General features: G+C 42.1%; 9 protein-coding genes. 2 read left to right on the top strand and 7 right to left on the bottom strand.

The window, feature by feature from the left end:
• Window positions 1-35: 35 nt before the first annotated feature.
• The 3 genes from EBB54_RS00120 to EBB54_RS00110 are packed head-to-tail and all read right to left on the bottom strand — an operon-like array spanning window position 36 to window position 3,774.
• The gene (locus EBB54_RS00120; protein ID WP_125125851.1) at window positions 36-947 is read right to left on the bottom strand and encodes an AAA family ATPase; all 912 of its coding nucleotides are present in this window, start codon (window positions 945-947) and stop codon (window positions 36-38) included.
• A gap of 18 nt (window positions 948-965) precedes the next feature.
• A complete protein-coding gene (locus EBB54_RS00115) occupies window positions 966-2,018 on the bottom strand; it encodes a single stranded DNA-binding domain-containing protein (RefSeq protein ID WP_125125850.1) in 1,053 nt (350 codons plus the stop codon).
• Window positions 1,987-3,774, bottom strand: coding sequence for a hypothetical protein (locus EBB54_RS00110; protein WP_125125849.1), 1,788 nt, complete (start codon window positions 3,772-3,774; stop codon window positions 1,987-1,989). The genes EBB54_RS00115 and EBB54_RS00110 overlap by 32 nt, the downstream gene beginning before the upstream one ends.
• A gap of 1,524 nt (window positions 3,775-5,298) precedes the next feature.
• Here EBB54_RS00110 and EBB54_RS00105 point away from each other — a divergent pair.
• Window positions 5,299-6,147, top strand: coding sequence for a ParA family protein (locus EBB54_RS00105; protein WP_125125848.1), 849 nt, complete (start codon window positions 5,299-5,301; stop codon window positions 6,145-6,147).
• A complete protein-coding gene (locus EBB54_RS00100; RefSeq protein WP_125125847.1) occupies window positions 6,148-7,188 on the top strand; it encodes a ParB/RepB/Spo0J family partition protein in 1,041 nt (346 codons plus the stop codon).
• Window positions 7,189-7,289: 101 nt separating this feature from the next.
• Here EBB54_RS00100 and EBB54_RS00095 read toward each other — a convergent pair whose 3' ends face one another.
• The 4 genes from EBB54_RS00095 to EBB54_RS00080 form a co-directional block, all read right to left on the bottom strand.
• On the bottom strand, window positions 7,290-8,510 hold the full coding sequence (locus EBB54_RS00095; RefSeq protein ID WP_125125846.1) for a DUF3854 domain-containing protein: 1,221 nt from the start codon (window positions 8,508-8,510) through the stop codon (window positions 7,290-7,292).
• Between the two features lie 1,241 nt (window positions 8,511-9,751).
• Window positions 9,752-10,705 (bottom strand): hypothetical protein, encoded by a 954-nt coding sequence (locus EBB54_RS00090; protein ID WP_125125845.1) that lies wholly within the window; start codon window positions 10,703-10,705, stop codon window positions 9,752-9,754.
• Window positions 10,706-10,751: 46 nt separating this feature from the next.
• Window positions 10,752-13,220, bottom strand: coding sequence for a TraM recognition domain-containing protein (locus EBB54_RS00085; protein ID WP_125125844.1), 2,469 nt, complete (start codon window positions 13,218-13,220; stop codon window positions 10,752-10,754).
• Window positions 13,207-14,790, bottom strand: a complete 1,584-nt coding sequence (locus EBB54_RS00080; RefSeq protein ID WP_162307036.1) for a replication-relaxation family protein — start codon at window positions 14,788-14,790, stop codon at window positions 13,207-13,209. Before EBB54_RS00080 ends, EBB54_RS00085 begins: the two co-directional genes overlap by 14 nt.
• Window positions 14,791-15,043: the final 253 nt, after the last annotated feature.

The raw sequence follows: 15,043 nt of genomic DNA, 5'->3' as shown, positions 1-15,043 counted from the left end.
CTGTGCCTCCTTTTATTTTAAAATATATCGTTTGTTCATTCATTTACCTCTATGATAAAGCGGATCAGATTAAAATAATCATTTTTTGTATAAGACATATGTGACATGGATAAATGCTCCATGCCATGTAATAATATTTTCATTGCCTGTTTCCTGCTGTAAAATGCATCCGGAAAATGGTTCTTTGCACGGCAGCCTGCACATCTATTTAGAGTATATTTATAAAACGGGTATAGGAGCAGGCGTATATTCCATTTAGGATTTCCAGCATGGATACTGTAAAAATCGGAATCGCTTTTCTCTTTTATGGTATGAAGTATAAACAGAAGGTCTTCACGCATTGTGATTTTGCATATTTGCTGATAGCATAATATATATTCTTCCACTTCTTTTTTCCGGGAAGAGAATGAAAAGGGAGCATTTTCCGTCAGATAGCAGACGAAATCCAGATATTCGTTCCTTATATTGCAGCCTGTTAAATACTGCTTCATATCTTTTTCATTCAGTGGATGGAAAGAAACCAAATAGCATCGGCTCTTTATAGTATCCAGCAGGCAGTTCTCTTCCGAAATGAGGATCAAGATGTTTGTCTTGGCACGGTCCTCCAGCAGTTTCAGAAGCCGGTTTTGGGCACGGCGTGTAATGGTATGCGCCTGGTTGATCAGAAATATTTTTCGCCCCCAGATACTGCACCGCCGGCTTTTTTCTACAAGCAGTTCAATATCTTCCACTTTCAGCGGATCAGCCGTGGCAGTTTCGTAGTAGTCCGGGTTTAACTGCAGATCTTCTGCCGAACAGTTTAACAGACTTCCTGCTGCATATTTTGCAGCCTGTTTCTTTCCAAGCCCCGGCACTCCCTGCAGGATCAGCCCGGGAGGATTCGGCAGGGAAAGATAGTTGTCCAGGTCTTTTAAAGTATCCTGATTGATATTTGTTAGTTGTTCCATAGCGGATTCCTCCTTCTTTTACTGCTGCTCCGGATGGAGATCAGCTTCCATGTGGTCGGCGGCTTCATAAGGTATGCCCGAGGGCATACCTTCATGGCCATTCGGCCGTTTTACGAGATATATGTAATGGTTTAATTTGGGAATGAATACGGTACCGCTCTTCTGCTGGTTTTCAGTCAGGAAAAATTCCTGGCTGGATATGCGCAGGTAAGTCGTATATGCCATATTTAAAATGACTGCTTCCCGTATCATGGGCTTTTGATATTCTCCTTTATATGCACTCTGTACCATATGATACAGAAGGTTTTTATCTTCTATGGATAGAAAGCATTTCAGATCTTTTGAATAAGACTCGATCAGCTGTATGCTTAATGTATCTTTGGGCAATAGTGCATATTCATTTATTTTTTCTGCTTCAGGAAAAGGGGAATAGAGATTTGTAGTTCCGATGCCAAATAATAAGGAAGCTGCAATCAGAAGATCTTCCTGATAGTTTATTTTCAGGTCAGGATGGTAAGCATATATTTTTTGTGAACGCATGATCTGGATTGACATGCTGGTGACGGATACGGTCTGTACCAGAAGGCTCCCATTATACGCTCCTGCCTGGTGAAGGCTTACAGGGACTTCCGACAGCTTTTCCATTTGCCCGTTCAGAACCAGCTCGACTAATTCATGGAAACCATAATGGTGAATCAAGCTGACCTGCTTTTGTAGCATATGTAAATATTGCTTGGTTTCTTCTTCATTGAGTCCGTTGATGAAACGGCCAATCTCGTATTCAGTAACTGGTTCCATCTTCCATCCGATAAATTCCGGAAACTTCTTGCTGTTCAGGAGGACTTCCCCATATATTTTGATCACCTTTCCTTTTAAGTTTAAATATTCTTCTTCTATATTATTTTCCCAGACCCTGCCTGCCAGGCTTCCGGTTTTATCCTGGAGCATTAAATGCAGGTAAGGAATTCCTTTATCTTTTGTATATTTCATGAAAATATCCTTTAAATAAAATTCTTCTGTCAAAGCTTCTCCCAAATGCTCATTGAGCTGCGATATGTAGAGCTGTTTCATAGTGTTCCTTTCTTTTATCAATTTTAATATCCTTAAGCTGATCCAGCAGAGAACTATAATAATGATGGATTAAGCTGTTCAATGTATCGTCATCCGGATATGCAAAAGATTTTGTCTCTTCCGGCTTTAACAGCGAGCTCACAATATGAAGGATGCGGAATAGGTAGATTTCTCCGCACCTTGCAAAGATTTCGCACTTACGTAAATAGTAATTGATTCCATATTTGCCCCTGGCGGACAGCAGGACCATTCCGGTCTTCTTCTCCTCTTCTACTGCGTTTCTTAATAGTTTTTGATAACGTAAAGCTATTTTGTCAAAAGTGCATTGCAGGGACAGATCCCCTAGTGTATCATCCAGCATATGGAAATATTCATGGATAAATGAATCAGGATGGCGGAAATCTACGACCATTGTATTAATAGAAGGATAATATAATCCGCTTGCATGATGGCGTCCGAGCTTGCGGAAGCGCAGCGCAACATTATGATTTTTAAAATCATGGAAGATTTGGTGATTTAGTTTTTGGAATTCTTTTGTCACAAGGTCTACGCTTTTCAGATCCACTTCTTCATCAAATTCTATAAAGCCAAAATACTTGTTCAGTTCCGAACACTGCATTTCCTTAAGTACATGCTGAGGTATATTTCTTTTTGTCATATACGCCCGTGCGACCATACCGTCCAGCTCTTTTCGATGCTTTTCCTCTTCTTTGATATCTTGTACATTGGAAATAAAATACTGTAAAGATGATAGGATAAATTTTTCGTAATGGTACGGGAGGTAGAAGTATGTTTCGGAATCTGTTTTCCGTAATAAATCTTTTGCAGAAATCAAATTGCCGTTATAGACAAGGGAAACAAGATTTATGATATCCGGAATAAAATCAGACAGTTGTACAGGCGATTCGGCAGGCGGTTCTGGAATAATTTCAGAATGATAAGCAGTTTTTGTGTTTTCACTTTTTGGAGATTGACCGTGATCAGCCGATAAGATGTAACAATTTGTTTTATTGTCAAAAATATAACTGTTATCGGCTAAGAATGCTGCATACCATTCTGGAAGATTATCAGCATCCCAGCGTTTCTTCATCAGGCAGCCAGAGATGTTGCGGAGAATATACTTTAGTGCTTCAGATACCATAGTGTCTTCAAGAGCTTCTTTTTTTAATTGGTTCAGCCAACTGATTCCCCAAAGTGCAAAGAAAGCTGTATCTGCATGCAGCATATGGATTCTAAAGTTTGGATTACATTTATAATGGTAATCATCGTTTTGAAATCTTTTTTGTGATGTACATGGTACATAAAAGGTTTCTTCTTCTATTGTTAATGCGATGATATTTTGACTGCCGCTTACATCCTTTGCGAGCGTGCTGCCGGATAATCCTTCTGCAGGATATATCCTGAATCCAGGACAATCTTTGCTAAAACTCAATATAAAAGGAATGCCTTCTTTTATCAGGCACTCCTCGCTATGGACTGTTTTTAATCTCTTTTTAATTAAATTTTTTATTACATGCTCGATCTGTAGATAAATTTGGTATTCATGATTTGCTAAAAATGGAAATTTCAAGTTACATAGCCTAACGGTTAGGCTGTCAGTTTTAAATAAATTTCTTTTTTCCTTTACTCTGGCAAGCGATAAGATACGCTTACCTTCCTGCAGATAATTTGTTCTGTTCAATTCATTTTCGTCTGTCAGCTCATCAAAGAAATCAACAAGTCCGACCAGAGATAATAATTCTGTAAATTCACTCATATGTTCCTCCTTTTGAATAAAAAAAGACATCCGTGGATGCCTGGCCTAATATTGTCTTACAACCTATTTCTAGGGATTTATAACATGTAACGATCATAGGATTATTACATTAAAGAAATATGTTTTCATTTAGTATAGCAAGAGGAAATTTGAATGTCAATTTTTGATAGATTATTTTGAAGCAGCAACTGGTTATATGTTATAATTCACGGTCCATTGAAAAGTCGCCTAACGGCGGTCCTAAGCGTCAGCGACGCTTATTTAAGATGGACCGGAACGGAATGTAGACGGGCTGGATGCACGTAACCGCTATTTTACTGGCCGGATGCCTTGCAGCAGGGTGCAAGGCACCATGAACAGTAACCGGTTATATATCACATCTTTGGAAATAGCCTAAGTCATGTGCTGTTTAAATGTTAATACAAAGGAAAACCTAACCGTTAGGTTGATGAACTTGGATTATTATTGGTATCTTTTGAATGGCGTGTATTATAAAGGATCTACCTTAATACCATTGTATGCAGAAAAACTGCCAGTAACAGATTTTCTGTATTGTATCGCCTGATCAATATAGAAAGGTACATTGTAGATTCATATTTATCAGTATTTTCATTTTCATATTAACCAATTTATTGTATCAAATTATGATGGATTTAATTAGTGCTTGTGCGCTAAGGAACTATATGGAAATTCTTTGTATTCACAGAAGTACAAGTGAAAAATCTTGCCGTTTTGCTTTATAATGTGCAAAACACTGTACTGATTGACCTATTTAAGTGCTATGTTTCTTTTTCTATTTTTTTAAACTTAATTATGTAAAAAAACCTTTTTATAAGTCCTTATTTACAAAATCTGATTTTGTCTTTTGGTAATTGTATTGATGCTGTATAAATTATAGTGGATATGCATTTCCGCCCTAACTGTTAGGTTACAAATAAAATTATTCCACCTGTGTAGTTTGATGATCCACGAATCATCAAACCCATTGATCTATTTGAAAAAATGTTCTAAAGTTTATGCTGCTAACGTAGCCGCTTTTTTGCATACTAGTGTAGTAACTGAATATCTAAGCAAGCATGGTTACTTGATTTGCTGCTTCGTGGAAATAAATGGACTGCTTTCGATAGGCCTTTGCATTGCGATAAATTGCATGTAAAAGAACTCTAGAATTGAAACCGCACATCGGGGATGATACTGAAGGCCAGATAAATCTGCATTCAGTATCATGTGATGTAGACAGCCTTATAAGGAAATATATACTTTATAGTTTGTGCAATGTTAAATCCAGATTTATCATCTGCTATTATTGAATCAACTGCAATTAAAAATCATAGCATGCAATATTTTATCATACGGAATTTTGAGTCTGCTTTATATATTGAGAATAGGTAATTACTCCAATAAAAGAAAAAAAGAAATAAAACTGATATTTAACTTGCATTTAAAAGAGTAATGTGTCATAATAAAAAAGGAGTATAAAACGGAAACCTAACGGTTAGGCTCAAAAGACAAGGAGGAAGCAAAGTGGCAATAGTAATTGGTGATTATAACAGAAAAGGGGGCGTGGGAAAAACCAGCTCGATCATTAATCTGGCGGCAGAGTTTGCACTGTGTGGAAAAAAGGTTCTGCTGATAGACGGTGATTCCCAGACAAACCTGACTCAATTCTTTTTTTGTGAAGATGAGGAACTGTTTGACGGTGGAAGGATAAGGGGAAACGTTGATACGCTTTATCAGGTGCTTCAGGAAGAGATAGATATCCGTGATACCATCATGACGAAGGAATTTAGCGCACGTAGGAAATGGAGAAATAAATTTCGGAAGATCAGCTGTACATTAGATATCATTATGGGAAGCCGGGAGATGGATTACTATGATAATGAAGATATGGAAATCCTGAAAAAGAAGCTGTCTGTCCTGGAAGAAGATTATGATTATATTTTGATTGACTTTCCTCCTGCTCATAATCTTGTTACGATGACATATCTTCTCGCATGTGATTATGTGATCGTACCGCTGCATCTTGCCAAAGATACCAGTACATATGGTTATGAAGATGTGATTGAAAGATGCAGAGAGGCGCGGAATGAATACGGAAACAGAAATTTACAGGTGTTAGGTCTGTTCTATATCAATGTGCAGTTATATAAAGATGACCAGAAGATTTTGTATGAGCTCAGTATGGAAGAGGAGATGCGGAATGCAATGCGGCTGTTTGAAACAACGATCAAACATGATTATGGAGCTATGCAGATGAGTGAAAGTGAGAAAAAACCTCTTTGTATCACTAGTGGAAGCAGTGAAATAGCAAGGAATTATAGGGCCTTGGCAAAGGAGATCGAAAAAAGGATAGAAGAGGAAAGGGGAATATAAATGGCAAGAAAGACTTTGGCAAGTCAGGCGCTTAAAAAGAAAAATACATTATTAAATACTGCAAACCAGTCAGAAAAATTTCAGAAAGAGATAACAGATGAGACGAATGTAGCAGAGCTTCCGGAGGATGTCAAAGAAAAAATCTTATATTTGGATGATGACATGCTGGAAGATGACCCTTTTAACCAGGAAATATATGGAGGTGAACTGGAAGTTAATCTGCTGGCTGAATCCATGAAAACATATGGATTCCTTGGAATCATCATTGCATACCCTCACGGTTCGAAATATAGGATAGAGTCCGGGCACCGAAGAAGAAATGCGGCGCGTATAGCAGAGATTTCCAAATATCCGGTATTGATCACGGAGCCGCCCAAGACAGAATGGGAAAGGAAAATGCGCCTTTTTCTTGGCAATCTGCACGGGCGGAAAGAAAAACCGATGATACTTGCGCGGACCGCTCAGGGGCTTTATGAAACGCATAAAATGGAAATAAAGCATAAGCGTGAGAATAACCTTCTGGAAGAGGGAGAGATTACTGCGCTCAATGAGTTGGTTGCGATCGACATGGAAATTGACATCAAATCTGTTGAAAAATACAAAATGCTTTTGAAGTTGATTCCAGAATTACAGGAAATGGCGGATTCAGGGGACTATTCGTGGTCGGCATTAACTACGGCGGCAACATTGGATGAGCAGCAGCAGAAGAAACTGGAAGCTATGATCAGGGAGAAGACAGAAGCAGAAGGGGCGGCTAATGTTACCAGAACCTGGATTGTAGATATCAGTAATCGTTTGAAATTAGAGCAGAGTTTAGAGGATGTAAAAAAGGCTCAGGATGATGCTTCTAAAAAACAAAATACCAGGATACGCAGGAAGAACGGAACAAAAGTAATTATGAATTGTGCGAAAAATCTGCATGAAGTGCTGGATAAGGATTCGTTGATCAAAGAAGAGGAAATAACAGCAGTGATCGAGACATTGGAAGGATTAAAAAGCAGTATTGAGATGAAGATCAATGCTTTAAGGGAGCATGAGTAGCAGTAGATGGAAAAACCTAACGGTTAGGTTTTGAGAGGATGGGTACACCATCCTCTTTTTAGCCTTATCATGAAGACTTGATGTCTTTTATATACTCACAGTCAATGAATTTTGCCGTGAGTATCGCGGCAGACGTTGAACTCTGTGAGTATCGGCCGGACACCTAAGACTAACATGTCGTCCAAACCTTTCCCAAATCCAGGATTCCAATTTGCAATATAGGTATGGAAAGAAGCTTCGGTCAAAAGTTTTGCAAGCTTTTTTTCGCATCGTAAAACATTCTCATTTGTATACTTATCCGCATCATATGCCACGACTGCTGATCTGCAGCCGATGTCTGTCAAAAAATCCAGGACACATTTTTGGGAAGAATCTTTTTCTATCAATTTAGAATAAGATGTTATGCCTGGAAGTGAGATCACAACATGCTTAAGAAAAAAGTTTGCAATGATCGCCTTTTTTTCTCCCTCCGTGATATAACAGACAGTGGGATCATCCAACCCTGGATGGAAATAGATACCAATGTGGCTTTTGGCGCGGCATCCATTACGGTAGGCGTTCGAAAGAACACCGTTAACGTCTCTGGATTCTTTGTATGAGGAAAAATTCTTATACTTATTCCGCTCCTTTCCATGCTCGTCTGTTTCCGGACGGTCCAGGCGGAGCCGCAGCCGATAGAGGTTTCCGTCTATATCGTAAAGTGGAATCAGCATTCCGGGCTTCCCGACGAAAGTCCATTGCCCGGAGGCGTCCTGATAAAAACCAGGAACCCCCTCTAACGTGGAATGCTTTTCCAGGAGCCGGCTGCAGATATGGTATCTTTCGCTATGATCACTGTAGTATCCAAGTTTATTGTCATAGTGCTTTTCCAAGGCAAGTGAACGGATCATACTCTCAGTAATGAGAGTGTGAGGCCAGCCATCATCAGTCATTTTCCTGTAATGCGTTCCAATTAAAGGAAGCATTGTAAGAAAATCCCTGTAGATGAGATCCAATTCGGCATTGGATTTCGGCGGGAGTCCCTGATCATTGGTTTCTTTCGGCTGCTTCTGAACCGGATGATAAGAATATCCTGGATTGCTGCCGTACTGATCCTCCTTTTTGATATCAGTATAAAAGCTGGAACCATCAGGGAGCTCTTTTATAAAATAGTATGTTTTACCATTGCTTGGACTCTGGACTTCAGGAAGCTGTATGCGCCTGCAGACACATAATTCCTGACCGGGGTAAGCAGCCTGATCTGGCACAAGAATACTACACCAGTCAGGCTTTCCGCAAATGGGGCAGGGATTGGTTTTTGAGACATTTCGAAATGTACCCATATACACCTCCCGTGACAAAAAACAAAGAACATCCAACCCACCTTATTCATTCGTAAAATCCGTGCTTCGCACTTTTGTGCCTGCTAACGCAGTCACATTTTACTCATTAATGAGGTAGGTTGCTAATCCGAAGCTACATTTTCATTGCAATAAATTGCATAAAAATGTGACTTCGGATTGCAACCGTACAGGTGGAAAGTTTCTTGTCGGTCAATTACAAATGTAATTGATTGAAAATTGTATCAACCTGTGATACAACTGCAACTGCACATTTGATGAGTGTCAAAACAAAAGCTCTGATTTCATCGGAGCATAAAGCAAAAAAAATTCAGCTGTGCGGTTGGATACTCTAAAGAGTATCCGATCCATTCGCAAAATCCGTGCTAACGCACTCTTGTGGCTGCGTCAGCAGACACATTTTACGCATTAATAAATGTGGTGCTAATCCGACAGGTTATCTTCATTGCAATGAATTACATGTAAACGACTAGTCGGATTGCAAGCGCACAGCTGGAATAAATTTTTCATAGTATAGCATACTGTGAAAAGAAAAAAATTACAAATAAATGAAAATAAAACCAATAGAGGGATTATGAGACAAACTCTAACAATTAGGCACAGATATATAAGATAGAAGATTAAAAAAAACAGGAAACCTAACCGTTAGGTTTCCTGTATTAGAAATTAAGACGGTTTTGTATAGAGGTTGGCCTCATGCAGATACAAACAGTTCTGACAAGCCTGATCCAGGCATCTGCTGATAGGAAACCGATGTTTATCTGTGCATCCTTTTTTCTTTAAACTGATATTTACTATATCCATAAGAAAATCAATATCATCATCCTTCCCAAGATAATCAGAAGAGAGCAGAGTGGATATAGTATCATAGGTAGACTTTTTACAATGGAAAGATAGATTGCGTTCACTTGCGACCCGCGACAATAGCCGGCGAAATTCCTTATTTTTATATTGTGCGATTGTAATTGACATATGTAATATCCTTTCTTTTTGATTATAGCCACAGATGAAGATCTGCCGTGACTATTGCAATAGCCGCTGACGTAAAGCGGTATGAATCCTTAGGAACTGTGCAAAAATAACTTGCCTTTTTGCGCAGAACAAATTTTCAGACACAAGGCGGAGGAATGAGGCGTACCGGGGTACGTCGATTGACGACAACGCAGTGTATGAAGATTTGGACAAGTAAAATGGTAAGATTATTTTTGCACAGTTCCTTAGTTCTAAAGAGTAATCTGTACCCGATCGATCATACATTTATCGGACGAACCATCATCAGAACACCGGTACAGACATTCAAATAGGGGAAAAGCCAATAAATCAGTGTCCAGAGCAAAATAAAGGGGATAGTGAAAAAAACCAATATTGTGTGCAGCTACATTATGAAAAATGTTGGGAATTTCCTTAAAGTGCTCCAGTAAAATAATGATCATATATTGTCCATACTGGCCATGGTGCCGTTCGAGCCAACGAAAGAGGAGGTGAATCCGTGAAATAAGGCTTTTTGTACTTTCCGTATGACTGCGTCCGCAAAGCAGGAATAAAGTTACACTTTGAGAAGATTCACCGATACGGGACAGATAACGTATCAGGGCATCCAGCACAAAATCGTGGACACCAACCTTTTTCCGGACATTCCGATAACATGCTTTTATTGCATGCTCATATGACGCCTGGAAACGGATCAAAAGCTGGGAGGAGGCCAGATGTTCCATGACTGCATAGTCAGGCAGAGCGCCGCGGAAAAGGCAGGGGGATTCCACAAGCGGCTCAATGTAACTGCAGGCTCCAGGGGATAAAGAATAAAAGCGCAGAGGAGATACAATATCCATGTGCTCCCTGGTTTCCGTGTGAAGGCACAAGCAATGCTTCAGGAGAAGCCCGGCATGGACCAGCTTGCGCAGATTCCTCTGATAGTCCGATTTCAGATAGCATTCGGGAAGGCTTTGGCGAAGGGCAAATTCAAGATTGTGTGTATTCACATAGCGGCAGGCTGCCAACAGCTTTAGAATTTCAAAATCTGTATAGCTTAAGAGGCCTTTCATGGTTAACTGGTCGATTTCATTGTGGGTACAGTTTTTATTCTGATTTTCGATACAAATATTCCAACCCTCTTCCAAATGGAAAGGGCTTGGATAGATCAATTTTTTTTCGATTTGAGACTCTGTCGTATTCATTGCATTCCTCCTCGTAAAAAATATACAAAAAGTTCTAATAGTGCGGTTAAATGATTCCGTCCAGCGTTTCACTTCCGTCAGGGATGCAGGTTTGACGGGGCTGGGATGAGGGACTGACGGTATTGCAGAGAGAAGCATCGGGATCAGCCGAAGGAGTGGGGACACTATTTTCATCGTTTTGCGCTCGATCCGGAAAGCCCTCCTCCTGGCAATACCGGGAAACTAAGCCGGATGGTGTCTGATGGATTGCAGACGGCATGGTTTTGTGTTCCGTTTCTGACACATTTGTGGCAGATTTCCTGAAAGAATCAACGGATAATTTTTGCTTGATCCCTGGCTCCCAGTCGGAGCGGGAGAGAAACTGGACTTTGGCATGAAGAGGGGGAAGCGGGCAGCCATTTTGGGTAGTGAAAAAAGTGATTTCCTGGAAATCACGCATCCGGATATCCGCTTCCTCCAGGGCATTCTTCTGCACCAACGTTTCCCGGGAAGAATAGGAGAGTGCCGGTGAGTCTCCGGACAATGCGGTTTCAGAAACAGAGGTCTGTTCATCGATTTCCTCACGGACACCTGCCATGGATGAAAAGACTTCCATGTCTGACAGTGAGGAGCGCCCAAAGACCAGGATATGCGCACACCCCAGAATAACGCCTTTCAGATACTTTGTGATTTCATTCTTTTCGAACTGGTCCAATGTCTGGATCGCGCAGAACATGGCCACCCGGAATTTACGGAAAAGGGAAAAATTCTTTTCCAGGGAACTGTGGATCAATACAGGCAGCTCATCAATATAGAAAAAATGCGGAGTGCGAGTTTTTTCTGTTCCCGGCCGTGACAGGACGGCATTGTTAAAGGAGAGCAGGAAAAATAACCCAAAGGCAACGGCATTGCTGTCCCCGGATGCCAGGTCATAATTGCAAACCGTAACTTCCCCATTTTTCAGAATACGGTCAAAATCAATGGAAGTCTGCGCGCAGTAGACCTCACGGCTGCCGGGCATTAAAAGGAACTCATTGATGATATTACGTGTGCCGCGGCTTTGGTCCTCCATCTTGACCCGTCCTCTGCCGAGAAGATCATCACGGATATACTGCAGGATGAAGGAATATCGCTGCTGCCTGCGGTCCAGCTCCTCCAGTTTGGACACATACGGAGGGAGCAGATCAAAATTATTGATCAACATCTGCAGATCCGCGGGCGTAGCCTGACGATTCTGCAGAGGAGGGACTGTGTTCATCACAAGGATCGCCAGATTTGCAAGCATCTGCCGGTTCAGACCGGTAAAATAGGAATCTGCTTTTCCTTTTAGATCTGTAATGACCTGCATGACGTCGGAAAAGATGACGGCCTTTTTGACAATAGCCTGGTGCAGGGCATCCCCGGAGAGCATAGGGGATAAGAAAAAGGGGTTCATGCCGGTCCAGTTGGATTTGGGCTTTCCGTCAGCGGCCGGGGTCGCGTCAATCCTGTGATAAGGGATGTGCCGCCTGTCACATAGTCTGCAGACATCATCTGTCAGAGAATCCTCCGGGGCCATGACCGTGATTCCGCATACCGGATATTTGAGGCGGAGTTCCTCCAACATATCGGATGGAGAAGGCTGCTCAAAGCTGCGGGAGCTGTTCCGGTTATTGCTGCCGCCAGAAGGCTTAAAATCCGAACCGTGAAGATCCCCGGCGGTATATTTAAAATGACTTAGGGAGAAAAAGGCGTCATCCCCGGTGTAAGTATATATCCCTTTCTGCACAAGCTCCCACATGGCGGACATCTGCATTTGCTCTGCCGTACAGCGCATATCCAGGTCATTTTTTATCGCAGGGAGGATCGTGGAAGAGGTTTTTCCGGTTCCGCTCGTACCGTCTACAAGGGTGTGGAGAAAGCGGTCTTTTTCCGAAATGGCAATATACTTTCCGGTTGCGATGTCCCTTGCAATGGACAGGGGATACCGGATCTCACATGCGGTTTTCCTGTCTGGCAGATAATGGGACAATTTAAAAGCAAGGAGGGCATTTCTGCTTTCCGTTTCCCGGACAGGCCGCAGGAAGCCTTTCATGAGAAGGAGAAAAAAGGGAAGCAGCGGGAGTTCTACTGCCAGCCTGGCAAGGAAAAGGATCATGTCTTTTGTAAAAATCTCATCCGTCCGGATGGACAGAATGGACGGGAGAAACAACCTGGATAACAGCTGGAAAGCCATGGCTGTAAAAAGGAGCGCTTCACTGCATGCCGCCGCGGCATAGGCAGTGACTTTAAAGCGGTAAAAATTAAAAAAGTCAGCGCATGTGCCTGTGATCCAAACCAGTACAGGCAGGATGAGCATTACAGACTGGGAGAGGACGCCGTGGGGCAGTATGGAAAAATCAATCCGGTACAGGGCGATCATGAACCGTATGGTATATACGGATAACTGGATCAGGAACAGCGCGCAAAGAAACGCAGGAATAAACGGGGGCCGCAGGCACGAGGCTTTCAGCATATCCTGAATCCATTTGGAATGCGATATTTTAAGGTCTGACATAACCGGCCTCCTTTCTGATAAAGTGAAGCTGTCCATCGAATGCGTCACATTCAAACCGGACGGCCTGTTTTTCAGGGGCGGCTGTAAATATCTGCGGCGGCGGGTCCTGATACAGTGAAGTATCTGCATTGATCTGCAGGAGCACCATGCAGTTTTTTGCACGGAAGCCAAACATGGGTTCAAGCTGTTCGCGGATCTTTGCAGCTTCCAAATCTGCGGAGATAAGGATCAGAAAGACGGATGGATTCTGCCTGCAGTAATTTTTCATATAATGTAAAATCCGGTATTTTGCGCTCAAGTCGATGAGGAGATGCTCAATGGCGATATATCCATAGCTGGCATGGGAAAACCCTTGATAGAAATAGCAGTCCGGCAGATCTGGTATTTGGACCCGCAGCGGATGATGGTAGCTCCAGCCATCCGTATTGAGCCCGTTATAAAGCATGCATTTTAAGAGCTGTTCGGATAAATGATATTCATGCGGCATGATGTAGGGCTGATACAAAGGAAGCCGATGGTTGGGAACGGCAAATATAGGGATTCCCGTGAGGGCGTATGCCAGCAGCGCGGGATGCTCTTCATAAATACGGCGGAAATGAGACCGGCGTCGTTTCAGATACAATCGGTCCATCTCCTGATCCTGCAGCTCAGAATAGCCGGTATCATTCAGATAGGCCTTTTTCAGTTTGTCGGCATCCGCCAATGTGTCCGCTTCCGGATGGAGTGCATGCAGAGTATGCAGAGCCTGCATTTCAGTTGACGAGACCGTTTTTTGAATCGGAGAGGATTCCAGAACCTGAAGAAACTGCTGATAGTCAAGGGAAACCTGGTACTCCTGCTCAAAAAGGCTCCATAACCTGGTAAAATGCAAGAGAATGCGGTACAAGGAGAATGAAGGTTTTACAGCAGGCGGCTGCTTCCGTGGGAAAGCAAGGCAGAATACAAGCTGATTTCGCCCCATGCTGCTGGAAAAAAGTCCGCTTTTCTGATAGCGGCTTACTTTTTTGAGGATTACGGACTCGGACTGGGTGCTATTGTCCTGTTCGATATAATATCCGGCCTCAGGGGATATGAGCAGTCCATCGCACCTGGGCGGCAGCCCTTGCCCGGGTGAGCTGTAATTTGGCAGCGGAGCTTCAAGGACCCAGGGCATAGGAAGGCTTGCGTTCGAACCAGTATAAGCAAAGTAGAAGTCATTTGTACGAATCCGGTGCAGGACCTGCTGGATGCCGGCAGGGGGACGGCGTTCCCAGTTGATCTGCATTTGCTCCAGAAAGATGCCGGGGAAGAGCTCTTTTACAAGATTCCTGCCGGATGCAGTCAGAAAATAATATTTGGCAGCGCTCGAATCCGGGATTTTTTTCGACTGTATATAGCCCTGTTTTTCCAGCCGCTTTAGTGACAGACGTCCAGCCGCTTCAGTATTTCCATGGATTCTGCACATAGACAACTGCTGATAAGTGATGGTATTGGCCTGCAGAAGCAAAAATAAATCTGTCTGACCTTTTGATAAAGAAAAAAGTCCGGCGTATTCGCACAGACTCTTCTCAAATGTTGTATTTGATCTCATATAGATTCTCCTTTCGTTAGGAACAGTAGGAAAATAAGTTATTTCCATACCATTCCTAAGGATCTGTATCCTGCAGATCCTTAGCATAATAGGTAAAAGCAGTACAGGACCTGTTGCCAGGGATTTGTACAACCATCGCTTCCGAAAGGAACATTGATTAAAAAGTGGTTATAGTATAACAAGAAATATAAGGATTGACAAGACGTTTTTTTGAATATCATTGATGATGCGGGAAAAAACGACAGAAGCTTTT

This window comes from Schaedlerella arabinosiphila (assembly GCF_003885045.1).
Lineage (GTDB): Bacteria > Bacillota > Clostridia > Lachnospirales > Lachnospiraceae > Schaedlerella > Schaedlerella arabinosiphila.
Note: the sequence above shows the minus strand (reverse complement) of the source record. Positions and strands in the feature narration are given on the sequence as shown.